A 25,348-nucleotide genomic window follows, 5' to 3' on the forward strand; every position below is an offset into this window, starting at 1 on the left:
GAACCATATTTTTTAATTAAAAACTAATCGTTTTTTTATTAATCGTATGCAACAACAGTTACACATATACCTTTACTGTACCGTATGTATATACGACACCTCTCTCTACACATACCCCTATTAAATGTAATTAAAAAAATTATGCCCGGGGTTTTAGTTCAAAGGCTTCGGCTAGTAATTCAAACGAACGGCGGCGTTTTTGCCAGTTATTAGCCATTGTTGCTACTATTACCTCGTCTACATCAAATTCGTTGGCAAGGGTCAGTAATTTTTCCTTTACTTCGTCTTTCGTTCCTGATATTACCCTACCTCGGTTACGGTGTATCCGTTCTTGCTCGGCTAATGAAAACTGGTATTTCTGAATAAACGCTTCATCGCCAAAATTATCGAACTTACCTTGCTCAAACTGCACCAATACATAGTCGAGAAACTTACGCATTTGTCGGGCATCTTCTTCGGTTTCGCCACATATTACCGAAATAGAAAGCAAAGCATGAGGTTTTGAGAATTGCGCCGATGCCTCAAAATTCTTACGGTATAATTCTACAATATCTGGCTGTGCAAAACCATTGATGAATCGGGCAATAGCCAGGCCAACGCCAAATTGGGCGGCAATTTTACTGCTTCCACCGCTCGAACTCAATATCCATTGGCTAGGAATCGTGGGCGATTGCGGTACAGCCAGAATCGGGCCATATTTGGTAGCGGCCGTATCGCCGAAAAAATGTTGCAGGTATTCTAGTTGTTGCAGGTAACTTTGCTCACTAAAATCGTTCGAAGGATTAAGCAATGCAGCCGTTATTCTATCGCCACCCGGTGCACGGCCAATGCCTAAATCGATACGACCCGGAAACAGCGTTTCAAGCATTCTGAAGTTCTCGGCCACTTTTAAAGCACTGTGGTTAGGCAGCATAATACCCCCTGAACCAATGCGGATATGCTTGGTTTCGTCGGCTAGTTTTACCATCAGTACCTCGGGTGTAGAGCCTGCAATAAAAGAAGAATTGTGGTGTTCTGATACCCAAAAGCGGCTAAAACCTAGTTTTTCACCCAGTTTTACCGTAGCTATTGTTTCTTCAACAGCATCAATAGCGGTTTTACCTTGTGTTACTATTGATTGGTCAAGTATGCCTAATTTCAATTTACTCATTTTCTGGTTTGTGTTTTAATCATGGAAGTTGTTGAGTATCTTAGTTTCTTTTCCAAAACACTACTATTTTTAGATTGATTAAGGGTACAAGGTAGAGACAGGGCAGTGCCCTGTCTCTACAATATCATGTACTTCAAAGAACATTTATTTTGCTAATCGTAATAAATTAAAATCCTCAACAACTTCATTAACACAAATCTTTCTTGATTCGTTACTTAAAGTCACTATACAAAACTATAGTAAGCACTCTTTGCGTAACAGAGAGTGAAAAGATTTTAATATATCGTCCCTAACGGGACTTAGAAATTTCGGATTATTTTTACTACCGATATATCATCCCTACGGGATATTTCCGAGTCCCGTTAGGGACGATATATCGGTAGAATGAATACGCTTTTTTGAATACCAATATCCCGTAGGGATAATGTATTGTAGTTTCCGATAAAAGTTTTGGTAACAACAAAACACAAAAAAGTCTCCGGCAAAATTTACCGGAGACAGGCTACGAATTCTAGTGGAAGGTGATTGTAAGTTCTTAAACCAAAGCGCTTGCTTGTTGATACGCAGGCTTTATGCCGAGTTCGTTATGTAAGTTATCTATGGTAGTCAATAGTTGGTCCATTCCTGCTTTCAGTTCTTCTGTAAGTGGGTCAACCGCACGGCGGGTATAGGTCGAAATCGGGAAACCTCTCTTCATCAGGCTATACTTAGCAATGGTCGGATAAGCCGAATGCACGATGTCCATTGAGTCATTAAAAAACTTTTGTACTTTTTCAACCTCTGCCGAATTCTCTCTGAAGTGCTCACATATCCACACCACCAATTCGGGGAAGATATTCCCCTGTATGCACGATAATCCCGCAGCACCTGCTCTTAATGATGATACCGCATTTACCATGTAGGCATCGTACAAACCAAAGTTATAACCCTGCCCTACTGCTAGGCGGCGAGCAACTTCAGCTTCATCAAGGCAAGTATCTTTGTGGTATATCAATCGGTTTGATGGTAATAGCTTTGCCAGTATCTCAGAGCTTATCAGGCGTTTATAAGGCACAGGGCACTCATAAAAACCTAGCGGAACATTTGGCGTAAGGTGCATTAGCTCTTCCATGCGCTCCAGAAACACAGCGTCCGACTCGTCGGCATTGGCAATCTGGCTTGTAATTACAATTACGGCCTGTACGCCTGTATCATAAATACGTTTCACAAAATCGGCCTGCTCGGCTATTGTTCCGCCCAGCGTACCTGTGGCTACAACCGGAATATGCCCTGCGGCTTGGTCTACTACTTGTTTGGTAACAGCCAGACGCTCGTCGTTCGTGAGTTCATACATTTCGCTCGACAAACAGTTTGCAAACAGCCCTGCTGAGCCTGCCTGCATATAATAATCGGTTAGTACAGAAAGCCCGGCGTAATCAACTGCTCCGGTTTCTGTAAAAGGCGTGAGCATAACAGGAATAAAACCCTGTGGTAACGAATTGGTGGAAGAAGCCATAATTCTAAAATGTTTTAATCGGTATTGTAGGGTTAGGATTTCGTTTTAAACTTAGTTATCAGCACCCCGGTAAGGAAAATACTCAATGTACCTATCACCATAATCATATTCTGGTGGAAAGGGCTACGCAAAGCCGCAAATTCGTCGGGTATCTGCTTCGAGAAAGTCATCCAGCAAATAACCAATATACCTATTATGGTAGCTATCACGGCCTCGGTATTCTTTGCTTTTTTGGCAATCATGCCTAGCAGGAATAAACCCAGCATACCGCCTGCAAAAATACCCGAGAGCATCCACCAGATATCAAGCACACTCTTTACGCCAATCATGGCAACGCCCGTAAGCATACCTAACAAGCCAAATACCGTAGTGGCAATGTAAAGCAGGCGCATTGTTTGGGTTGATGTTAAATCAGGCTTGATGTAGCGTTGGTAAATATCAACCGAGAAAACCGTAGCCGAGGCATTCATGCCCGAGCTGATGGTACTCATGGCAGCCGACATAATGGCGGCTACAATTAAACCTAATAAGCCTGCCGGAATTTTGTTTACCATAAAGTGCGGCATTACTTTGTCGCCAATGTCGGCGGCCGACAAGGTAGAGGCCAATTGATTTAACTCGCTGGTGCTTCCGTTAGGTAGACGCTCCATAACTACCTGCATCTGCACTTGGTGCAACAGCTCGGGGTTGGTTTGGTAATAGGCGTACAAACATGAGCCTATTATAAAGAATATCAGCGAAACAGGTAGGTATAAATAAACGCATAGCCAGATAGAACGAGTAGCTTCGCTGGCCGAGGTAGTGGTATGGTAACGCTGAACATAGTTCTGGTCCATACCAAAATTATTAAGATTCATAAAGAAACCATATAATAATACTACCCAGAATGTGGATTGAGTAAAGTCGGGAATTAGGCTGCCCAGGCTGAATTTATCGTCGGCCTGTCCGATTTCAATAATATGACTAACACCACCCGGCATGCCTTTTACGACCAATGCCAGAATGATTAAAGCGCCGATGGTTTTTATTACCCCCTGCACCACTTCCGTCCAGATGACGGCCTCCATGCCTCCCATTACTGTATAAATAATGATACAAATCCCTACTACAATCATGATACTCTCCATCGAATAACCCGTAAGTGCTTGTAAGCTAAGGGCGATACCGAAGAAAATAGAACCCATACGGGCCAATTGCGTAAGCAGAAAACAAACCACTGCGTAAGTTCTGGCCCATGCACCAAAGCGGTGCTCAAGGTGTGTATAGGCCGATACCTCGCCGGTGTTGCGGTAAAAAGGCACAAAATAACGAGATGCCACCCATGCTGCCAAGGGCATTGAAAGGCTGAACACAAACGAGTTCCAGTTGCTACCAAAGGCTTTACCGGGTACTCCCAGAAAAGTATTACTGCTCAAAAAAGTAGCATAGATAGAAAGCCCGATAGCCCAGCCGGGTATCTTGCCCGATGCCGTTGTAAACTGGTCGGCGCTTTTGTTTTTTCTTGAGAAATAAACTCCTATTATTACCATTCCGGCCAGATAACCAAAAATGATGAGTAGGTCAATAACAGGGAGTGTTGTAAGGTTCATGCGTTAAGGTTAAATGGTTCAATAGGACAAATAAGGCATTTGGCAGTATTATGATAAAAATATACATTGATTTTTGAGCCAATGTTGTTTTTTTATAATCTGACAAACATTTTATTTAACTTTACAAAGATAGTAGATAAAAAAATAGAAATTTTATAGACATTTTCCCAATCATTATACGATATTATCATAAATAATTTTTAGCAATGAAGCCCCATTTTCATAAAGTACCAATCAATACCGAGCAATCGTTCAGCATCAGGCACGACACTAAACCTAATTTTGGAACTATATGGCACTATCACCCCGAGCTTGAGCTCCACTATGTAATAAAAGGCGAAGGCGTAAGATTTATTGGTGATAACGTGAGTAATTTTTCGTCAGAAGAAGTGCTGCTATTAGGCGAAAACCTACCGCATACGTGGCGATGTAACAAAGAGTATTTTCAGGGGAATGCCGACCTGCAAGTAGAAGCCATTGTGATGCAGTTTATGCCTGATTGCCTCGGTGCTGATTTTCTGAGTTTAAGCGAGGCCTACGCCATCAGGAAACTGTATGAGAAAGCCAAACGTGGATTGCTTATAAAAGGAGAAACCGCCCAACAGCTAAAAGACCTGATGCACTCGGCACTATTGGCAAGCCCCTTGCAAAGACTTATTATTCTCTTATCAATATTAGATTCTTTGACCGAATCAGACGAGGTGGAAATGATAACGGCCGCTAATACATTTTATCAGTCGAACGAAATGGAAACTGTGCGGCTTAATAATGTTTGTAGTTATACACTTGCCAATTATGCTAAAGACATAAAGCTCGAAGACATTGCGGCCATTGCAAACTTGAGCACTACCTCATTCTGCCGTTATTTCAAACTCATGACCCACAAAACCTATAACGATTTCCTGACCGAAATACGGGTAAGCCATGCTTGCCGGGCGCTTATAGATAACCGATTAAGCATTGAGATTATTTGTTTTGAAAGTGGCTTTAATAACCTTTCAAATTTTTACAGGCACTTCAAAAACGTGAAAGGCATTACACCATTAGAATATAAGAAACAGTATCTGAAGACTGAGGCAGTAAGTTAATTTCTCATTTACCATGACAAACCGGAATCCCGTTTGCATCATGATGCGTAAAATTATTGGCGGGTAAATTAACCCCTTTGAAGATAAGCCAGATGGCCAGCATAATATAAGAGAAAGTATAAACAACTTTAGGCTTAAAGCTAATCAGCTTGCGGATACCATTACCCAGAAAAGCAAAACTGAGCATCATGGGCAGCGTGCCTAAGCCAAACAAAGCCATAAACAAAACACTCTCCCAGGCTTCGCTCATCAGAAATGCGCCGCTTAGGGCAGCATAAACCAATCCGCAAGGCAATAGGCCATTAAGTACGCCAAAAACCAGTTGTGCAAAGAGCGAATGTTTTTTGTAGAAAACACCCAGCGAAGATTTAATAAAATTGGTAAAACGGCTTACGTAAGGCAATACATCTAAAGATTGTCGCCAGCGGGCAGGTACAACAAAAGCCAATAGAATAAGGCTGCCAACAATAATAAAAAGTGCTTTCTGAGAAGTAAACAGGGCGATTTGCTCACCTACCAGGCCCACCATAAGCCCCAAAAGGCTATAGGTTAAAATACGGCCAAGGTTATAAACCACGCGGCCCAGTATATAGCGGCCACGTTTGCTTTTATCGCCGGGTAAAAGCATAGAGATAGGCCCACACATACCCATGCAGTGCAGGCTTCCGGCTAATCCTATCATAAATGCTGAGTACAACATCTTAAAGCACGATTTTTTCTTCTGTCTGATAAACCTTTCCGGCTTTTTCCCACTCTATTTTTACTACCCACAAGCCTTTTACGAGCTTGTTTACCTCAATATTTTGTACGGTGTTTTGCTGTAAGGCGAGGTCTACCGTAAAATCTTTTTTAGCATCAGACGGCCGATAAAATTTTACTTTGCCTACTGCCCCTTTTTGTTCGGCAGGAAAACTGATACTTACTTCTTGTTTTTCACCTGCATAGCTTATCTGTACAGGCGTTGCCAATTGCTCAGCATTGCGTTGCTTTTCAATTTCAGCCTGATACGCAATCTCTTGTTTGTAGTAGTCGTTGCTCACCAACGATATATCTTTTTGTTTTACACAAAGCGTAACCAGCGTAATCATAAAGATTACAAAAAGTGTGTAAACAATACCGATTTTATGTCCGAAGTTCATGATTGTAATTGATTAATGTCTTGAACTTTGATTTAGCGGTTCGCCGCCGCGGCTGATTTTTGGATTTCACTGATTTCAGTTCTCTAGAAATCAGTCAAAAAACGATTACATGCTTCTATAATATCAGTAAAATCATTTAATCAGGTAAATCAAAGTTCAAGACTACTCCTCCCTAAATCCCAAAAAAGTTGTTTTGATAGTTTCCAGCTTATCGTCGCCCTGCCATACTTCTATGGCCAGATTGGTTTTGATTTTTTTGATAGCCGACTTATCCATATCCAGAAAGAAAACTACATCGGCTTTACCTTCTTTCGGAACAATTATTTTCTTTTTACCGTCAATCAGTCTTATAGTTCCCTCGTTATCCTCAACTTTCAGGTAAACCTCCATAGCTTCGTTGCTTTTGTTCACAATCTGGGCATTATACAGGTTACTGATTTTGTTATTGGCTTGCTCCTGATACATTTGGCCCGGCACACGCATCACCGTTGTTTCTATGGCTTCACGGCTCATCAATAAAAACGCCTCAACCCCTACCAGCAATACCAGCACCGCCGAATAGGCATAAGCTCTTGGCGATAATTTATAAGGAATCCGTTTTTCAACACTCTCGGCCGAGCCATATTTAATCAGACCAATCGGTTTATTTATTTTGGTCATCACGTCGTCGCAGGCATCAATACAAGCTGTACAGTTTATACATTCAAGCTGCGCACCATTGCGGATGTCGATACCAGTAGGGCATACCTGCACACAAAGTTTACAATCTATGCAGTCTCCTTTAAGCGTTGGTGTTGCGGGTGTTTCATGTTTGCTGAGTTTACCTCTTGGCTCGCCTCTTACCCAATCATAAATAATATTAATTGTATTACGGCCTATTAATACCCCCTGTAAGCGGCCATACGGGCAAATAGAGACACAAACCTGCTCACGCAGAACCGTAAAAACATAGTAAAAAATGCCTGTGAAGGCAACTATACCAATAAACCCGGTCAGGTGTTCAGCGGGCGGCTGTGTAATAATCTGTTTGGTTGCTTCAATCCCTATCAGATACGCCATTGTTGTATGAGCAATCAGAATAGAAATAAGCAGAAACACCAGTCGTTTACCACCTTTCTTTATAATTTTCTCGGCTGTCCAGGGGGCTTTATTTAGCGCCATCTGCTGTTTGCGGTCGCCCTCAATCCAGTATTCTATTTTACGGAAAACCATTTCCATGAATACCGTTTGCGGACAAGCCCAACCACACCAGAAACGCCCATATACTACCGTAAACAAAGTAATAAATATAAAGAATGTAATAAGACCAACACTAAAAATAACAGAGTCTTGTGGCAAAAATAACTGACCAAACAATACAAACTTCCGTTCGAAGATGTTTATCATCAGTAATGGCTGTCCGTTGATTTTAACAAATGGCCCAACAAAAAACAGTCCTAAAAATACCAGCGTAGCAATAACACGGTAATTGTGGTAACGGCCGCTTGGTTTTTTCGGATACACCCATATCCTCTTTCCATCGCTGTCTACCGTGGCAATACTGTCGCGATAGGCTTCATCTATAAAATCTAAATTGCTCACTTGGCTCTGTATTTTAATCTACTTATTTCTATCTAATTCAACTCATGTCATCAGCAAAACATTATCGTATTTTATAAAGCAGCCACTGGTTTTGCACTGGTCGAATCAGTAGCAGTAGCAGCACTTTTTTCTCCTTGTGGAGCCTTGGCATTTGGCGGATTTGTACCCTGAATCGACAAAATATAATTACTTACACTTTGTATTTCGTTAGGTTTCAGCGTAGCCTGCCATGCAATCATTCCTTTTTCGGGCACACCGTATTTCACGGTTTTAAATATATCGTTAATAGTGCCACCGTGTAGCCAATATTCGTCGGTCAGGTTTGGCCCTACCCCACCTTCTCCGGTTTGTCCGTGGCAGGCAGCACATTTCGATGTAAATATTTCTTTGCCGCTGTTTACAGTTTTGCTATCGTCTACCAGGAGTTTTACTGTTTTTTCGTCAATGGTATTTGCCATTTTCGATTGAAACAACTCTACCTCTTTTTTGGCTTCGTCCATAGCTAACTGGTACTCTTCTTCTTGCAAAGGTGTGATGTTCCAGACATGGTAAGCACCCAGGTAAACAACCGCAAAAGCAATAGTTGCGTAAAACATTTTTACCCACCAAGGTGGCAAATGGTTGTCGAGTTCTCTGATACCATCATAATCATGGTTCAATAGAATATCTTCTTCTTTTTCAACAGGTATGGTAGTTCCTGCTTCTTTTTGCCACCATTTACTAAAACTAAATGGCTCTATCACTCTTCCTTCTTTGTGAGCAATAATTTTATTGATAACGCTATACATATTAAGTACCACCACCAATAAGATAATTGCCGTGAGAATCAATACGATAAGTATCAATACCTGAATGAGTTCATCGCCTGATTTGATAAATTGTCCCATAACGGATTAGTATATTAAATTTCTTAAAAGCTTTTTTGTTATACCACAGAGACCTACTCTTTGTCTAATGGAAGGCTCTCAATGTGCTCCTGTTTCTTTTTATCAAATCTGAACACATGCCAGCCCAGACCAACAAAAAACAGAAAGAAAACCAGTAGTGAGAAGATCGGGTAGATACTAACCCCGTCCATCTGCTCAAAATAATGTTTAAACATTGTCGTAAGTGTTTATAAAAGTAGGTTTTTAGGCCTACTTTGTTGTTTTTATATCGGTACCTAGTCTCTGTAAGTAAGCAATCAGTGCTATGATTTCTTTGTCTTTACTTGTTTTGATTTTGGCATCAGCCAGGCGTTGAGTAATTTCTGCGGCCTGTTTTTCGGCTTCTGCTACTGCTATATCTTCGTAGCCTTCAGGGTATGGTACGCCTAGCGTGCGCATGGCCTTGATTTTGGCTGGTAGCAGTTCTTTATCATAATCGTTTTCTAAAAGCCAAGGGTACGGAGGCATGATTGAGCCCGGCGACATGGTGGTTGGGTCCATCATGTGGTTATAGTGCCAGCTATCAGGATACTTACTACCTACACGGTGTAAGTCTGGGCCAGTACGTTTAGAACCCCACAAGAACGGATGGTCATACACAAACTCTCCGGCTTTTGAATACTCGCCATAACGCTCAGTTTCTGAACGGAACGGACGAACCATCTGCGAGTGACACCCTACACAACCCTCTTTTATATATATGTCACGTCCGGTCAGCTCAAGAGGGGTGTAAGGTTTTACAGCATCAATTGTAGGTATATTTGACTCAATGAGCGCCGTTGGTACAAACTCTACTACTCCACCTATTGCCACAGCTACAATTGCTAAACCAGTGAATATAACTGGTTTACGCTCTAATACTGCATGCCATGTTCCGCCTGTTACTTTTACGTTTTTCTCAAGTGCTGGTGCTTCGGCGTATTCTGCCGGTACAAACGCCCCTTGTTTAGCTGTTTTAATAAGGTTGTATATCATTACCAGTGTACCAATCAGGTACATAGTACCCCCCACGGCTCTAATCATATACAATGGCACAATCTGCGTTACTGTTTCCAGGAAGTTCGGGTATGCAAGGAAACCGTCTTGTGTAAACTCTTTCCACATTAAGCTTTGTACAAAACCAGCCCAATACATTGGCAAGGCATAGAAAATAATACCTAAAGTACCCAGCCAGAAGTGCGTATTGGTGAGGGTTTTAGAGTAAAGCTGTGTTTTATACATACGTGGTATCAGGTAATATAAGATACCAAATATCATGAAGCCGTTCCAGCCTAAAGCCCCTACGTGTACGTGAGCGATTGTCCAGTCGGTAAAGTGAGAGATGGCGTTTACGTTTTTCAACGAAAGCATCGGTCCTTCAAAAGTGGCCATACCATAAGCTGTTACGGCTACCACAAAGAATTTCAGAACAGGGTCTTCGCGTACTTTGTCCCATGCACCACGTAAGGTTAATAACCCGTTTAACATACCACCCCACGATGGCGCAATCAGCATAATTGAAAACACCGTACCTAAACTCTGTGCCCAGTCTGGCAACGAAGAATAAAGCAAGTGGTGAGGCCCAGCCCAGATGTAAATAAATATCAAAGACCAGAAGTGTATAATTGATAACTTATATGAATATACGGGTCTGTTAGCTGCTTTAGGCAAGAAGTAGTACATCAGCCCAAGGTAAGGCGTTGTAAGGAAGAACGCCACCGCATTGTGGCCGTACCACCATTGCACAAGGGCATCTTGCACACCTGCATAAAGCGAGTAGCTTTTGGTTAAGGATACAGGTATTGCCAAAGAGTTAACAATGTGTAACAAGGCAACCGTAACCACAGTACCAATGTAAAACCAAACGGCTACATACATGTGTCGTTCGCGACGTTTGATGATTGTACCAAACATATTAATGGCAAAAACCACCCAGATTAAAGTAATAGCTATATCGATAGGCCATTCAAGCTCGGCGTATTCTTTACTGGTTGTCATACCCAAAGGCAGGGTAATAGCCGCAGCAAGAATAATTAATTGCCAACCCCAGAAGTGAATCCACGATAAGGCTTTGCTGAACATAGGTGCTTTCAATAGCCTTGGCAGGGAGTAATAAATACCTGCAAACATGGCGTTACCTACAAAAGCAAAAATAATGGCATTGGTGTGTAAAGGTCTTAAACGCCCAAATGTTACATGAGGGTTTTCAAAATTGGCTCCGGGCCAGAAAAGCTGTACAGCCAAGGTTAGTCCGGCTAACATACCGACTAAACCGAAGATGACTGTTACGACCAGAAAGGCTTTCACGATTTTGTTATCGTATTCGAATCGTTCTAGGGTCCCTACTGGTTCGGGCTGCGTAATATACTGCATAAAAAATTGAGTTTTAGAAACTTTGATGGCGTAAAATTACTGCTGGCTATATGTGTAAAACATGACCACAGTTTGATAGAAATATGACATTCGTCATATATTTCAGGGCATTATCAGAAACCTGATTTTAGTCTACTTTTTCCGGCTCTGATTGTGCTATAAAAGCCCTGAACTTACCTTTGACCGACCTGTAATCTTGTTCAAAATAGTCTATCTCTTCTTTAAAATACTGGTGGTCAAGCTTTTGCTCTTTGTCTAAACCCTTATCTTGAAGTGCTCCTTCGGCCAGTGCTTTTTCTATACCGAGCAATTCGCCTTGCAGTTGCTTTATTAATCTTTGAAAATGATGAAACTGATTAATAAACCATCCCTGCTCCGATTGTGGTGCAGGCTCTTGTGCGCCTATCAGTTCTTCAGTTATACTCAAAAAGAAATCGGTTTCTTTCTGCATCATTTCAAGCTCATTACGCCAGATTCTATACTGAAAATGCGTATGGCTTAACTGTGAATACTTGTTCATGTTTACGGTTGTTTTAGAGTAAAGGTGAGATGAGATTCAGGTGTCAGAAAGTAACCAGTTCGTTGTCAGGCACTACAATAGTTGCTTCGTCGTAAATACTTAGTAAAGGAAGAGTAGGATTGAAAGCAAACTTACGGGTAAGCGAACGGTTGAAGATTACATCAAAAAATGTATGGTGGCGGGTAAGCATCACAAGCATATCGGCCGTGTGCAAACTCAGGTACTCAAAAATACCCTCTTCAACGCTGTCTCCACGAAGTTGGTAATCAATAATATGTACGCCTTTGAAATAGTCATGGTATTGAAATTTCATTGAGCCGTCTAGCTCTGTTGGCAACTGGCCGTCTTTCAATACGGTCAATAGTGTTAACGTAGCTTCTTTTTCTAATAATAGCTCTTTTAGGCCATCAAATTCGCTGAATGAACAAACCGACTGATAGTCAACCGCCATTACTATGTTTCTGATGGGCGTTGTAGTAATGCTTGTAGGCACCACAAGCGAATTGGCCGATACATTGCGCACAACATCGGTAGCCGTGCTGCCAAATAGTATATCGTTGCCTCTGCCGGTTGCGCCTACTACCACAAAATCATAATCGTGTTTCTGGTTAAGAATCTGGATTGCACTACCAACCGAAGCCGATACCAGCTCGGTTCTGAAAACATGAATATGCTTTGTATCGAGTTGTTTGAGTTCTTCAATTTGCGCCGCAAGGTCTTTTCGGGAGCGGTTAAACATTTCATCTATGAGTGCATAGCCAATCTCAGGCGAGCCACCTACCGGAAAAGTATCGTAGGCGTGCATAAGGGTAAACTCGCAGGGAGTATCGCCAAATAAATTAATTGCATATCTGATGGCTTTATCTGATGCCGGAGAGAAGTCGGTTGAAAGGAGTATCTTTTTCATGCTGGAGTTCGTTTAATTTTGACAAAGCAAAACTATTGAACTCTCAGATGGTAATTTATGAGCATATACAGGGCTTAAATATGATATATATCACAAAAAAAAAGACAAGCATAGCCTGTCTTTTTTTTACGAACCTAAATTTATTACCCTAGCTTTATTTTAAATTCTTTTGTAAATGCTGCCCAACAATTGGTTGGTTAAACTCCTGACAGGTTTTGTTTCGCAGCCTGTTTGCAAAGCATGGCTCCAGCATATTTTTTACTTCGTCTAGCCTGAAACGCAACACCACGCCTTTGCTGTTGTTGAGTATATCGTTGTTGAGATACACAACCAGATTATTGTTATCTAAACCCACTTGACGGGTATAAGCCTTCCAGTCGTTTACCAGATTCAGTTTTTGTTTAAGTACTTTTTTCTCTATAGCTGCAAAAAACGCAGCCTGTGCTTTTGTATCCTGGCTTATAATATCGCCTTCCTGTAAAAAACGTTTCTCTTTCAGGTCATAAATCTCCCAGTCCTGATTTTCGAGGCAGTACGATTTCTCGTCTTTACAATTACCTTCTTGCAGATAAAACCCTAGTAAATCGTTGCGCAGATGGGTTACTCTTGTAAGTTTATAATAATAATGATACGACTGAAAATCATAGCATTCTTTGTCGCCCTCACAATTACCGAAATAAGTCATGCCCGACAGCCAATCGTTCAGAAAATCCTGTGTTTTGGTATCTAGCATGCCACTTATCTGTGCATGAGAGGTTTTCCAGGTACAATCCAGTTCTTCATCACGTTGTACCAGTAGCACATTCTTTACTGCAATAGCAGCTCTATTGTTAGTGAATTTGTCTTCAGCTGGTATCTTCGAAAAATCAACCTGCGCATTGCAGTTGCGGGCAACAAAAAATAGCAGCACCAATAAAACTATGCCTACCATAGCGCCCGACTCAAGCACCAGACTAACCGATTTACGGATATACTCGTATAAACTTCTGTGTAATTTTTCTTTCATGAATGTAATGATTGAACGAACAAAGCTACACCGCTTTGCTTGCTTAAAATCTATTACAACTCATGAGGTTTTATGATTTTCGGCAGGTTTTTCTTCATCGAACAAAATCCTGACCGCTGGCGTATAGGTATCATCAAACTGTCCATCGTTGGTAGCCCAGAAGAACGAGACCAAAAAGCCCCCTGCTACCAATAACGCCGCTATAACTAAAAAAATAATGACTGCCATAACTAAATAAGTTTTTTGATTCGGGCAAAGAGGTAGGTCATACCCACTGCAAATAATACTACCGATAGCGAACTCAAAGGCATAAAGATTGCTGCCATAACAGGCGACAACTGCCCCGATACCGCCCAGCCGATGCCAATAAAATTATAGACCACCGATAACACGAAACTGGCTTTTACGATTGTAAGCGCAATTTTGCTGAATTTCAGAAAATCGGTAAGGCGACTAAACATTGAGGCATCGAGTATAGCATCGCAAGCCGGAGAAAAAGCCTGTACATCTTCGCTCAGGGCAATACCTACATTGCTTTGTCGCAACGCCCCGGCATCGTTCAGCCCGTCGCCTATCATCAGTACATGATACCCCGCCTCTTGCTCTTGCTTAATAAAATTGAGTTTGTCCTGAGGTTTCTGATTAAACAACAGTCGACCTTTATCAAAAAACGGGCTCAGGTTTTCTTTTTCCTCGTCATTATCGCCTGATACCAGAGCCATTTTAAAGTTCCCCTTCAATTGTTTCAGTACCTCTTTCCAGTTTTTGCGGTAGTCGGCTTTTATCGTAAAATAGCCTCTGTATTCACGGTTTATTTCTACATTTACCTGGCTTGTGCGCACACCGCCTGCCGCCAGCCCGAGGTATTCGGCATTACCAAGCCTGATGAAATTTCCATCTACTACGCCTTCAATCCCCATTCCTTTTATTTCATCAAAATAACTTATATTGCCTTTGCCAATACCCAGATGTTTATATATCATCTTACTCAGCGGGTGCACCGACTGCGCTGCTAACTGACCAACCCAGTTTTTCTCCTCATCATTCAATTGTCCATCTTCAAAATGCAATTGGCCGTTTTTGTTTTCGGTGAGTGTTCCCGTTTTGTCAAAAACCACTTGGTTTATTTCGGTCAATAGCTGAATCACCGCCTGATTTTTCACAAAAAACTTGTTTCGGCCAAAAATACCCATGGTGGTGTTCATTGTAAAAGGCATCGAAAGTGTAAGCGCACAAGGGCAAGCTACCATCAAAACCGCCGTAATGCTCGACCACACCAAAGCCGGATTGTTGAAATACCAATAAATGCCCGTAATTGTCGCAATTACTAAGGTTACATAGGTAAAATACTTACTGAAAGCATTGGCGAGGTCGGTGGTAACGGTTTTCTTTTCTTTCTTAAAGGCATCGTTGTTCCACAATTCGGTCAGGTAGCTTTGCGATACCTGTTTTTGCACAGTCAGGCTTGCTCTTTCGCCAATCAGCCTGCCGCCTGCATATATCAACTCGCCTTTTTCTTTTTTAATCGGCTCCGACTCGCCCGTTACGAAGCTATAATCAATATAACCTCTTTCCGAAAGCAATATCGAGTCGGCCGGAATCAGTTCTTGGTTATGTATATCTATAATATCGCCTTTTTGTAATTCCGATACGTTTTTGTAGCCGTTTTTCACCTTTACAGCCAGCGGGAAATACGATTTATAATTACGCTCAAACGACAAATAATTATAAGTAACCTGCTGTACCCATTTGCCTGTCAGTAAAAAGAACACAAGTCCGGCAAGACTATCCCAGTATCCGGCTGAATGATTCACAAAAGTTTCGAACGTACTTCTGATAAACAAAGCCGAAATACCCAGAGCAATCGGAATATCAACACTCAATACGTTAGTTTTCTTCTGAATATTCTCTCTTAGTGAAATAAACGCACCTCTAAGGTAATCGGAAGCACCAAAAAAGAATACAGGCAGCGACAGCAGAAAATTAAGATATAAGAAAAATCGCTGATAAGTAGCATCAACCAGATTGTTGAGGTCGAGCTTGAAATACTCAGGAAAACTGAGCAACATTACGTTACCCATACAAAAGCCCACTACCCCAATCTGCAATATCAGTCGTCGTTGCACTTTATTCTGTTTTGGCTGATGCTCGGCACTTTGCAGGTTTATCAAAGGCTCGTACCCAAGCGTAGCCAGCAATTCTACAATTGTTTGCAGGCTTACTTTTGATGGGTCGTAACTTAATGATAATTCTTTTTTCAGAAAATTGAGCCTTGCTGTAAATACGCCTAGCTGAATCTTGTTGAAGTTTTCGAGTAGCCAAACGCACGAGCTACAATGAATAGCCGGAATAAAGAGCGTAACCTTATTAATAGTATCACTCTGAAAATCGAGCAATTGTGCTTGTATTGTATCGTCGCTCAGGTAATCATATTTACCGCTGAAATTAGCCGCTTTCAGGCTCACACCAGCGTGCTGGTTCAGGTCGTAGTACGAGCAAAGGTTATTATCTTGCAGAATCTCATAAACTGTCTTACAGCCATGACAACAAAAGTGTTTTTCTTCCAGCACAATCGGGCTGTCGGCACATTCATCACCACAGTGGTAGCATGCTATTTTGGTTTCATTGAGTGTCATAGCTGTAATTATTAAGGATTCTACATATAGTTCAAATCGTTATTCAATTTGAGCTTTATAATATGTAGTTTGTTGAGTACTAAAATGATTGGGTACGTAGGGTCAAACTCGTGCCACTTAATACCGAAATTTGCCCTACCGCCCAATTTATGGTGATTGTTGTGGTAAGATTCTCCCATCATCAGAAAATCGAACGGCAACAGGTTTTTGGCTGTATCGTTTACTTTAAAGTTTACATAACCATATTTATGCGCAAACCAGTTGATAATTACGCCATGCACCGGCCCCATCAGGAAATGAATAGGCAACAAAAGATAAACCCAAGGATTAGTAGCAAAGTAGATATAAAACAAGGTATATAATACCCCCCAACCTATGCGGCAAACCCACAAGTCGCCCAGGCGCTCCATAAACATCCAGTTCGGTACACCTTTCTTAAATTTAGGCTCAATATTGGCTCTATCGTTCAGTATATCGTTATAATAATCTTTGGTTTTCCACATCATGTGAAACAGGTTATCCGAGTAGCTCGGCGAATGCGGGTCTTTCTCGGTATCGGCATAGGCATGATGCAAACGGTGCATGATACCATAAGCCTTAGGGCTTAAAAACGATGAACCTTGTGTTACGAAAGTGAATACGTAAAAAAACTTCTCCCAGCCTTTCGACATCGTGAACATCTGGTGAGCTGCATAGCGGTGCAGAAAGAAGGTCTGTGAAAATAGGGATAAATACCAATGAGCCAGGAAAAAAATCAGAATTGCCATTTAAGAATAGTGTATGTATTGATTGAGGCTCAAAATTAAGGCTCAGGCAACGGCGCATTTATGACCAAACTCTGCCAAAAAACTGATATTTATCATAATTGTAGAATCGCTATCGGTTTGCGCACCATAAAACAAATTTTAAGAATTTATTTTATAGGTATATATAGCTAGTATTGAATAAGTATTATATTTACGTACGCATTGCGGATATTACTTAACTGTTCAACTTCTATGAAAACTTACTCACTTACCAAGCCTTTTTTGAGGCTATTCCGATGGCTTATTATTTCTAGGTTTACACAAGCCAATCCCCCTGTTTATTACGCTAGCCCCTGTTGATTTTGGTGCTATTCCTCCATAATTCGTTCCTTAATTCAAATGGCAAGACATTACCTGTTTTTGCAGTAAAAGGTGTATATAATCAATAGCTTTTTACTATGTAAAGGGTATCTGAGGCTGGTGTTTGATATGCTTTTGATTTAATTGAACTTAACCATGAGCCCCTTATTATACATCACAAAACAATCAACTTAAATTTTTACACTATGAAAAAACTCCTTAGTATCTCATTTCTACTTTGTCTAAGCTGGATAAATTCACAAGCACAGCAAGCAACAGACAACACAGAGCAAGGCGACCCAACGGTAATTGTTGTGAAAAAAAACAAAGGGCAGTCAGACGTATTTTTGCAATACCCAAGCGCTTTCGGCGAGTATAAGACCTATACTTTAGACAAAAATAAAATTGATACTGTGGTATTCATAGAAAAGTATCCTTTCAGAATAATATCGAACGATGTTAACAAAGACTATAAAAACGGTCGTCAACTTTCGTTTTTACTATACCCTGGCGAGAAGCTGTATATATGGAAAGACAGTAAAGGTGTAACGCAAATTAAAAGCCTTACAGATAGTATCAGAACCAACGAATTAGCGTTTTTTAATGAATACGAAAAACAATGCGGCGAATTTGAAGGATATGCGGTAGAAGGCGTAAATTCTTCTATTTTAGGAAAAGAAAGAATACAAAAAATGCAAGCCATACATCAGAAAAGAGTAGCGTTTCTGGAGGGGTATAAAAACAGAAAAAACATCAGTGAAACGTATTATGAATACCTGAAATCGCTCTTTTTGAATAATTATCTATTAGAGCTTACATGGCCTTATTATTCTCAATACATACAAAAACGTGCACCGGTCGATAAAGAAACGGCTGATATATTTGCCAAGGAAGTACGAGTGAGTGATCAGTTTTTTTATGAATCTCATTATAGAGGTACTATGCTCAGATATTTGATTATACAATCAGGGCAGCCGCTTGATGGCCCCGAAATCAACTATTTACCTGTATTTGAAACTGCCTTAAAAACACTCTCAGGTAGTACCCTTGAAGCAGCATTGTTAGACATTATAGATAACAACAAACAGAATGTTGACAAAAGTATTAACCTTAAAGTAGTAGAAAAATTGGCTGAAATAGCTCAGAATCCTGACATAAAAGCTATTGCTGATAATCTTCTGCCATTTTATAGAGCCACCGCCCATCCTGTTGGCGATAATATGCCTGTTCTCAATAGTAATTACGAAACTCAGGAATTCAACACCGTTTTTACAAAGCCTGATTCAGAATACAAATATTTCTATGTCGATTTCTGGGCAAGCTGGTGTGCGCCTTGCCGTGCACAGATGCCTGCCTCTAAGAAATTAAAAGAAGAATATGGCAAAAAAGGCATCGGCTTTATTTATGTTTCAACCGATGAAGACGCAAACGCATGGAAAAAAGCCGCTACGCAATTAAATCTTTTGCCTCAGTATTCTTATGTGTTGCCAAGTGGTAATGAATCGGCCGTGGCACAAAGATTCAACATTACTTCCATACCTCGTTACCTAATAATTGATTCAAAAGGCAATGTAATTTCTGACCAGGCACCGATTCCGTCAGACCCAAAAATTAAGCAGATGTTTAATAAACTTTTGAAGATGTAGGGTATTGTTTGTTCCATATACTCAATCCACCATTCCATTAAATTTTAAGAAAGAAGGGATTTAAAAAATGGCAAAAAAAACACAATTTCCGTAGAGCCGTATTGATTAGGTTTCACAATATAAACGTTCTTTGGAATGCCTCGTTTTGTAGAGACAGGGCAGTGCCCTGTCTCTACTTTGCGCACCTTGAGAAATTATCGTGTAAAAAATTAAAGAACGCTTATTTCTTGAATCCTAATCAATACGGCTCTACAAAAAATACAATTTCATAAATTCCCCTAGAGCTTAAATTAACAAATATTATGTGCTTTATAATTCAGAAATTATGTTCTTTGTGAACCAATATATAAAACTAATGAATCTAAGAAACACACTCAAATCATTTGCTTACACCATCACAATGTTTATACTACTAGCGGCTTGTAGCAATGGCACTGAAAGCACTACCGAATCAAACAATGTTGATTCTTCAACAGTAGAGAATAAACCCTCTGCTACAAAAGCAGAAAATGAAGAAGTACTCAATGCACAAAATGAAGCCAAACCCTTCACCCAGCTTCATGACAACAAAATCACCTATATCGATTTCTGGGCGTCGTGGTGTGGGCCGTGTCTGGCCGAAATGCCCAACTCTGAAAAACTAAAAGAAGAATACAGCAAACAAGGAATAAATTTTATTTATCTCTCGGTCGACGAAAGCCCAGACGATTGGAAACAAGCCGCACAAGACCTGGGTTTGCCTGACGCTGAAAACTATCTATTACCTAAAGGCCCTTACTCTCCCATAGCCCAGCAATTTAAAATAAATGCTATTCCACGCTATATGATTATGGACAAAACAGGCAACATCATTAACGATGATGCGCCTCGTCCTTCATCTCCTGAAATCAGGCAATTATTTGATAAGCTACTAGCAGCAAAGTAAAGCAGTTAATTTTAGTAATCAGAGCAGTTTTCAGCAAAACAAAAAGGCCGATGCCTTAAAAGCGCATCAACGATATGATACATGAGTATTTTAGAAGAATAAATACTCATGCTATTGCACCAAATATGTTCTGGCCTGTGCGGTTTTGCCGCTCGAGCGTCCAGTTATTTGTAAAAGCCGTGTGTATCCACGAGTTACCCACTTTTCTGAAAACAGCCACCTGCAAGCCCAGTTCTTCCCAGAAAAACTGCTCAATTTCCTGAATAGTCAGGGTTGGCGAAATAACAAACACCGAGGGTGTTTTCATACTCGAAATCTCTTCCAAAGTATGAAAACAGTCGGTACTTACTTCATTACCCTTATGATACACCTCAATTCTCAGGAAAGGATAAACCTCGTTGAATACCTTTGCCAATTGATTGACGGTCATTTCTTTGTCAACGACAATATTCATAAATATCAATATTTTTATATTCTTATTGTATAGCTAAAACCGGCACCTCGGCATCAAACACCAAACGGCGGGTATTCTGAGTAAAAAATATTTTCTCAAAAAATCCATGATGCTGCGGAAACGTAATCAGTAACTGGGCTTTGCGCTTTTTAGTAAAGCCATTAATAGCCTCAAGCCGCTTTTTATCTACCAGCGTCTGAAACGTATGCGGCACATTTTTCATCAACTCACGCAGGTTCAATGTTGCTTTGCGTATTGCTTCGCTAGCGGCCTCTTCTTCATCCTTTGCCACAAATACCACATCAACCACGGCATCAGCATCTCTCAGAAAATAAATTGCCTTGCCAAAAGCTGCGGCATCAATAGGTTTGGTAAGGTCTATACCCATTACTGCATTTTCAATATTTTTCAGCCTGTATTTTGGTGGCAAAACCAGCATCGGGGTTTTCAGTTTATCTATCATTTCAGTAGCAACACTACCAAAGAAACCCGCCCCAAGTGGCGTATCGCCAACGCTACTCATAATAATCAAATCGACACCAAACTCAGCAATTACCTCTTTTACTGTATCAAGCACAAAACCACGCCTATTACAAATCTCAATTTCAAGCGGTTGGTCAACTTTAGCAAGAATCCGTTTTTTCAGGTCAGCCAGTTTCCTAGCACTTAGTTTTTTCAGTTCATCAATCGGAATCCCATAATTATCATCATAGGTATTCATAAACCTGTACGCATGAAACAATATCAGGCGTGCTTCTTGTTTAATAGCTATCTGGCTTGCCAGGTAAATAGCCTTATTGGCTGCCTTCGAAAAATCTGTTGCTAAAAGTATTGTTTTCATAAGTGGAATTCGAATAGTTTTTTGATGCAACAAAATTCAGCATTTTTGCAGGCAATGAATATGAGTATTATCATAAGAACTTATGATAATACCAAAAAAAATTAGGCTTATGGTTCCAGAAAACTGATTTTTGTCATATTTTTAGCTGTCGAAACTTCTCTTCTTTGCTGATGAAAAAGGATACTGGTATTCTGTCAACCGTAGCAGAAATGGATATATTACACCAATCAGAGGCGATTTTTTTATTTGCCACTGAAGGAATTTTAATAGCAGATCAAGAAGGCAATATCGTGCGAGTGAACCCCAGTGGTGCCGCAATGTTTGGATATGAGCCCGAAGAGCTGCAAAATCTGAAGATAGAGGACCTGATTCCTAACCGCTTTCGACAGGTACATACCGAACATAGAAAAGGCTTTAACACGCACCCCCACGCAAGGTCGATGGGTGGTGGCATGGATTTATATGCGCTTCGTAAAGATAGCTCCGAATTTCCGGTAGAAATCAGCCTTAGCCCTTACCGCAACAGTAAAGGCTCTTATACAATAGCCTTCGTGATTGATATTACTGTAAGGAAAAAGGCTGAAAACCGCCTCGTAAGCTATAAGAATGAACTAGAGGTAGAGGTCGAAGAACGCACCCTGGTGCTTAAAGAAGCCATTCAAAAGCTTGAAAAAACCAAAGACGAACTCGATAGAGCCTTGAAACGTGAGCAGGAACTAAACCTCATGAAGTCAAGATTTATTACTATTGCCTCGCACGAGTTCCGAACACCACTGGCTACGGTTCTATCATCACTTTCGCTGGTCGAAAAATATGCCGACCTCGACGAAGACGAGAAGCGGGACAAGCACATCAACCGCATAAAATCGTCGGTACGAAACCTGACCGAAATTCTGAACGACTTCTTATCGTTGAACAAACTGGAAGAAGGGAAAGTGGTGGTTTCTTCCGAAGCCTTTGAAATAGACGACTTTTTTGACGAAATATGCCAGCAAATGCAGGGAATTACCAAAAAAGGGCAAAAGATTGCATATACCTGCAAAACCTCTGACAACTCTTGTGTAGTACGCCTTGACCCAAAGCTGGTAAAGAACATTATTATCAACCTTATCTCAAATGCAATCAAGTTTTCGCCCGAAAATGCTTCTATCCGAGTTAGTGGCACGCTGACCGATACGCAACTTGAAATACGCATAAAAGATGAAGGTATTGGTATTCCTAAGGCTGAACAAAAACATATGTTCGAGCGGTTCTACCGCATGAGCAATGCTGGCGAAATACAAGGCACAGGCTTAGGTCTCAGCATTGTAAACCAATATGTATTACTATTAAAAGGTAAAATTGAGTTTATAAGCGAAGAAAACCAAGGCACAGAGTTTATTATCACCTTACCTCGACATTTATAAAAAACCACAACAATGAAAAAAATCTTGTTAATTGAAGACAATCCGGAAATCAGAGAAAATACATCAGAAATCCTGGAGCTCGATGGCTATCAAGTACTTACCGCCGAAAACGGAAAAGTTGGCGTAGATATGGCCATCAGAGAACTACCCGACCTCATTATCTGTGATATTATGATGCCTGTCTTAGACGGCTATGGGGTATTACACTTGCTCTCGAAACAAGAAAAAACAGCTTCTATTCCGTTTATATTCTTAACAGCCAAAGCCGAACGCACCGATTTCAGAAAAGGAATGGATATGGGTGCCGATGATTATATAACCAAACCATTTGACGATGTTGAGCTACTGAGCGCCATCGAAAGTCGCCTGCGCAAAAAAGAAGTATCTAAAAAACAATATGCGCAAGACATCAGTGGGCTTGACCAACTGATTGCTGATGCCAACGGCGAACAGGAGTTAAAAAAGCTGACCGAAAACCGTGAAATCAGGTATTTCAAGAAAAAAACAGAAATCTATCGTGAGGGCGATTTCCCGCTCTATTTATATTATGTATTAAAAGGTAAACTAAAGGCTTTCAAGACCAACGACGACGGCAAAGAGTTTATCGTAAACCTATACACCCCCGGCGATTTTGTGGGCTATGTTGATTTAATACAAGAAACCAACTTTACCGATACCACCGAAACACTTGAAGACGCCGAGATTTGCCTGATACCCAAAAAAGACTTCAATAACCTATTGCACCAGAACCCGCAGGTGGCACAGAAATTTATTCAGTTGCTCTCTAAAAACATTAAAGACAACGAAGCAAATCTGCTAAAACTGGCCTATAACTCGGTCAGAAAGAGAGTTTCAGAAGCATTGATACGCTTCTATCAACAAAACCAGTCTTCAATGAAAATAAGCCGTGAAGACCTGGCCAGTGCTGCGGGCACTTCGCTCGAAACAGCCATTCGTACACTGTCTGACTTTAAAGACGAAAAAATGGTTGAAATAGAGTCGGGTCGAATCACAATTATCAATATGGATAAACTAAAAAAGCTAAGAAATTAGTAAATATGACATCCCTCATATTTCTTTTTTTATCGCAATACTACTTTTGATAAAAAATAAAGAGGAGATGACACATTCAGCACTTATTGATAAGTATAATACTTCTGTTCCTAGATATACCAGTTATCCGACTGTTCCATTCTGGGACAACGACAGTTTTACAGAAGCACAATGGAAAGACAGCTTCATAAAAACTTATAAAAAAGAAAAAAAACTTAGTCTTTATATACATCTCCCATTTTGTGAGAGTATGTGTACTTTTTGTGCTTGTCATAAACGCATCACGCTGAATCACCAGTTTGAAGTACCTTATATTGAAGCCGTACTAAGAGAGTGGAACCTGTACCGTAGTTTATTAAGAGAAGTTCCGGTAATTGAAGAAATACATCTAGGTGGCGGAACACCAAGCTTTTTTTCGCCCGAAAACCTTAGAGAATTAATTGAGGGAATTTTGTCAGGCTCAAAAGTAACACCAACGCATGAGTTTGGCTTTGAAGGCCACCCAAATAATACCAGCGAAGCGCACCTGAAAACATTATATGATTTAGGTTTCCGCCGAGTAAGTTTTGGCGTACAAGACTACGACCACACCGTGCAAGTAGCTATTAACCGCCTACAACCATTCGAGAACGTAAAGAAAGTAACCGAGCTAGCCCGTGCTATTGGCTATACTTCTATCAGCCACGATTTAGTTTATGGGTTACCGTTCCAGAATATTGAGCAGTTCGAAAAAACCATCAGAAAAACCATAGAGCTATCGCCCGATAGGCTGTCGCTTTACTCTTATGCGCACGTACCTTGGCTTAAAGGAAACGGCCAGAGAGGTTTTGATGAAAACAACCTGCCAAGTGCTGCTGTAAAAAGACAATTATATGAGCTAGGTAGAATGCTTTTTGAAGAAAGCGGCTATGTTGAAGTAGGTATGGACCACTTTGCTCGCCCGTCTGACTCATTATTTAAAGCCAGCTATAATGGCACACTTAACCGCAATTTTATGGGTTATACAACAACCCAATCGAAGAGCCTGCTTGGCTTGGGGGTTTCGGCTATTAGTGATTCATGGACGGCCTTGTCGCAGAATACAAAGAGTTTAGACGAGTACATACATCTTACCAAAAACCATATCTTCCCATTGTTACGTGGGCACATTCAGTCAGAGGCTGATATTGTGTGGCGGAACTACATTCAGAACCTTATGTGCAGGTTTGAAACTGAGTTCTCATACGATGATGTTACTCAGGAGCAGATTGAGCAATTACAAGCATTGCAGAACGATGGCATAGTGGTGTTGGAAGATAACAAAGTAAGCGTTACAGCAGAGGGGCGTGCATTTATCAGGAATGTTTGTGTTGTTTTTGACAAGTACATTCGTCCGACAGGCAATATGATACAAAATACTTTTTCAAAGGCTATTTGAGCAAAGTATTTTATTATTTAGCAAAAGTTATGTAGATTTTAAAAGGCGTCTCTTTGGGGCGCTTTTTATTTATATGCCTGTTAAAGCATGATTTGTAGCGACTACCTCTAA

Annotated in this window: 23 protein-coding genes; 6 read left to right on the forward strand and 17 right to left on the reverse strand. The window is 40.7% G+C overall.

The annotated features are described in order from the left end of the window. Positions 1-139: 139 nt before the first annotated feature. From WAE64_RS10505 to WAE64_RS10515, 3 genes are all read right to left on the reverse strand, one after another. The gene (locus WAE64_RS10505) at positions 140-1,150 is read right to left on the reverse strand and encodes an LLM class flavin-dependent oxidoreductase (RefSeq protein ID WP_340236325.1); all 1,011 of its coding nucleotides are present in this window, start codon (positions 1,148-1,150) and stop codon (positions 140-142) included. Positions 1,151-1,685: 535 nt separating this feature from the next. After that, a complete protein-coding gene (locus WAE64_RS10510; protein WP_340236326.1) occupies positions 1,686-2,645 on the reverse strand; it encodes a dihydrodipicolinate synthase family protein in 960 nt (319 codons plus the stop codon). Between the two features lie 32 nt (positions 2,646-2,677). Next, positions 2,678-4,234, reverse strand: a complete 1,557-nt coding sequence (locus tag WAE64_RS10515) for a sodium:solute symporter family protein (RefSeq protein ID WP_340236327.1) — start codon at positions 4,232-4,234, stop codon at positions 2,678-2,680. A 206-nt stretch (positions 4,235-4,440) separates the two neighbouring features. Here WAE64_RS10515 and WAE64_RS10520 point away from each other — a divergent pair, with 206 nt between their 5' ends. Then, positions 4,441-5,322 (forward strand): AraC family transcriptional regulator, encoded by an 882-nt coding sequence (locus WAE64_RS10520; protein WP_340236328.1) that lies wholly within the window; start codon positions 4,441-4,443, stop codon positions 5,320-5,322. A gap of 4 nt (positions 5,323-5,326) precedes the next feature. Here WAE64_RS10520 and WAE64_RS10525 read toward each other — a convergent pair whose 3' ends face one another. The 12 genes from WAE64_RS10525 to WAE64_RS10580 all read right to left on the reverse strand — a co-directional run bounded on the left by WAE64_RS10525 (position 5,327) and on the right by WAE64_RS10580 (position 17,156). After that, complete coding sequence (locus WAE64_RS10525) at positions 5,327-6,022, reverse strand: sulfite exporter TauE/SafE family protein (protein WP_340236329.1); 696 nt, start codon at positions 6,020-6,022, stop codon at positions 5,327-5,329. Position 6,023: 1 nt separating this feature from the next. Then, positions 6,024-6,461, reverse strand: a complete 438-nt coding sequence (locus WAE64_RS10530; RefSeq protein WP_340236330.1) for a FixH family protein — start codon at positions 6,459-6,461, stop codon at positions 6,024-6,026. A gap of 162 nt (positions 6,462-6,623) precedes the next feature. Further along, on the reverse strand, positions 6,624-8,042 hold the full coding sequence (gene ccoG, locus WAE64_RS10535; protein ID WP_340236331.1) for a cytochrome c oxidase accessory protein CcoG: 1,419 nt from the start codon (positions 8,040-8,042) through the stop codon (positions 6,624-6,626). Positions 8,043-8,113: 71 nt separating this feature from the next. Next, on the reverse strand, positions 8,114-8,929 hold the full coding sequence (locus WAE64_RS10540) for a cbb3-type cytochrome c oxidase N-terminal domain-containing protein (protein WP_340236332.1): 816 nt from the start codon (positions 8,927-8,929) through the stop codon (positions 8,114-8,116). A 53-nt stretch (positions 8,930-8,982) separates the two neighbouring features. After that, on the reverse strand, positions 8,983-9,144 hold the full coding sequence (locus tag WAE64_RS10545) for a CcoQ/FixQ family Cbb3-type cytochrome c oxidase assembly chaperone (protein ID WP_340236334.1): 162 nt from the start codon (positions 9,142-9,144) through the stop codon (positions 8,983-8,985). 34 nt (positions 9,145-9,178) lie between these two features. Next, entirely contained in the window at positions 9,179-11,320 is a 2,142-nt protein-coding gene (gene ccoN, locus WAE64_RS10550) for a cytochrome-c oxidase, cbb3-type subunit I (RefSeq protein ID WP_340236335.1), read from the reverse strand. Between the two features lie 127 nt (positions 11,321-11,447). After that, entirely contained in the window at positions 11,448-11,840 is a 393-nt protein-coding gene (locus tag WAE64_RS10555; RefSeq protein WP_340236336.1) for a hypothetical protein, read from the reverse strand. A 43-nt stretch (positions 11,841-11,883) separates the two neighbouring features. Further along, positions 11,884-12,747: a universal stress protein gene (locus WAE64_RS10560; protein WP_340236337.1), complete on the reverse strand. Its 864-nt coding sequence runs from the start codon at positions 12,745-12,747 to the stop codon at positions 11,884-11,886. Between the two features lie 154 nt (positions 12,748-12,901). Further along, the gene (locus tag WAE64_RS10565; protein ID WP_340236338.1) at positions 12,902-13,753 is read right to left on the reverse strand and encodes a hypothetical protein; all 852 of its coding nucleotides are present in this window, start codon (positions 13,751-13,753) and stop codon (positions 12,902-12,904) included. A 60-nt stretch (positions 13,754-13,813) separates the two neighbouring features. Next, positions 13,814-13,981, reverse strand: coding sequence for a cbb3-type cytochrome oxidase assembly protein CcoS (ccoS, locus tag WAE64_RS10570; RefSeq protein ID WP_340236339.1), 168 nt, complete (start codon positions 13,979-13,981; stop codon positions 13,814-13,816). Between the two features lie 2 nt (positions 13,982-13,983). Further along, positions 13,984-16,389 (reverse strand): heavy metal translocating P-type ATPase, encoded by a 2,406-nt coding sequence (locus WAE64_RS10575; protein WP_340236340.1) that lies wholly within the window; start codon positions 16,387-16,389, stop codon positions 13,984-13,986. A 20-nt stretch (positions 16,390-16,409) separates the two neighbouring features. Continuing rightward, entirely contained in the window at positions 16,410-17,156 is a 747-nt protein-coding gene (locus tag WAE64_RS10580; RefSeq protein ID WP_340236341.1) for an acyl-CoA desaturase, read from the reverse strand. A gap of 545 nt (positions 17,157-17,701) precedes the next feature. Here WAE64_RS10580 and WAE64_RS10585 point away from each other — a divergent pair. Both WAE64_RS10585 and WAE64_RS10590 read left to right on the forward strand, forming a co-directional pair. Next, positions 17,702-19,141 carry a TlpA family protein disulfide reductase gene (locus WAE64_RS10585; RefSeq protein ID WP_340236342.1) on the forward strand — a complete coding sequence of 480 codons (1,440 nt, stop codon included), beginning with the start codon at positions 17,702-17,704 and terminating at the stop codon, positions 19,139-19,141. 355 nt (positions 19,142-19,496) lie between these two features. Beyond that, the gene (locus tag WAE64_RS10590) at positions 19,497-20,066 is read left to right on the forward strand and encodes a TlpA family protein disulfide reductase (RefSeq protein ID WP_340236343.1); all 570 of its coding nucleotides are present in this window, start codon (positions 19,497-19,499) and stop codon (positions 20,064-20,066) included. 106 nt (positions 20,067-20,172) lie between these two features. Here the strand turns inward: WAE64_RS10590 and WAE64_RS10595 are convergent, their stop codons facing one another. Then, the gene (locus WAE64_RS10595; RefSeq protein ID WP_340236344.1) at positions 20,173-20,520 is read right to left on the reverse strand and encodes a hypothetical protein; all 348 of its coding nucleotides are present in this window, start codon (positions 20,518-20,520) and stop codon (positions 20,173-20,175) included. A 22-nt stretch (positions 20,521-20,542) separates the two neighbouring features. Beyond that, positions 20,543-21,361 (reverse strand): universal stress protein, encoded by an 819-nt coding sequence (locus WAE64_RS10600; protein WP_340236345.1) that lies wholly within the window; start codon positions 21,359-21,361, stop codon positions 20,543-20,545. 170 nt (positions 21,362-21,531) lie between these two features. Here WAE64_RS10600 and WAE64_RS10605 point away from each other — a divergent pair, with 170 nt between their 5' ends. The 3 genes from WAE64_RS10605 (at position 21,532) to hemN (ending at position 25,237) form a co-directional block, all read left to right on the forward strand. Then, complete coding sequence (locus tag WAE64_RS10605) at positions 21,532-22,767, forward strand: PAS domain-containing sensor histidine kinase (protein ID WP_340236346.1); 1,236 nt, start codon at positions 21,532-21,534, stop codon at positions 22,765-22,767. A gap of 12 nt (positions 22,768-22,779) precedes the next feature. After that, entirely contained in the window at positions 22,780-23,820 is a 1,041-nt protein-coding gene (locus WAE64_RS10610) for a response regulator (protein WP_340236347.1), read from the forward strand. 67 nt (positions 23,821-23,887) lie between these two features. Next, positions 23,888-25,237 (forward strand): oxygen-independent coproporphyrinogen III oxidase, encoded by a 1,350-nt coding sequence (hemN, locus tag WAE64_RS10615; protein WP_340236348.1) that lies wholly within the window; start codon positions 23,888-23,890, stop codon positions 25,235-25,237. Positions 25,238-25,348 lie beyond the last annotated feature (111 nt).

The organism is Emticicia soli, assembly GCF_037860775.1.
Taxonomy (GTDB): Bacteria; Bacteroidota; Bacteroidia; order Cytophagales; family Spirosomataceae; genus Emticicia; species Emticicia soli.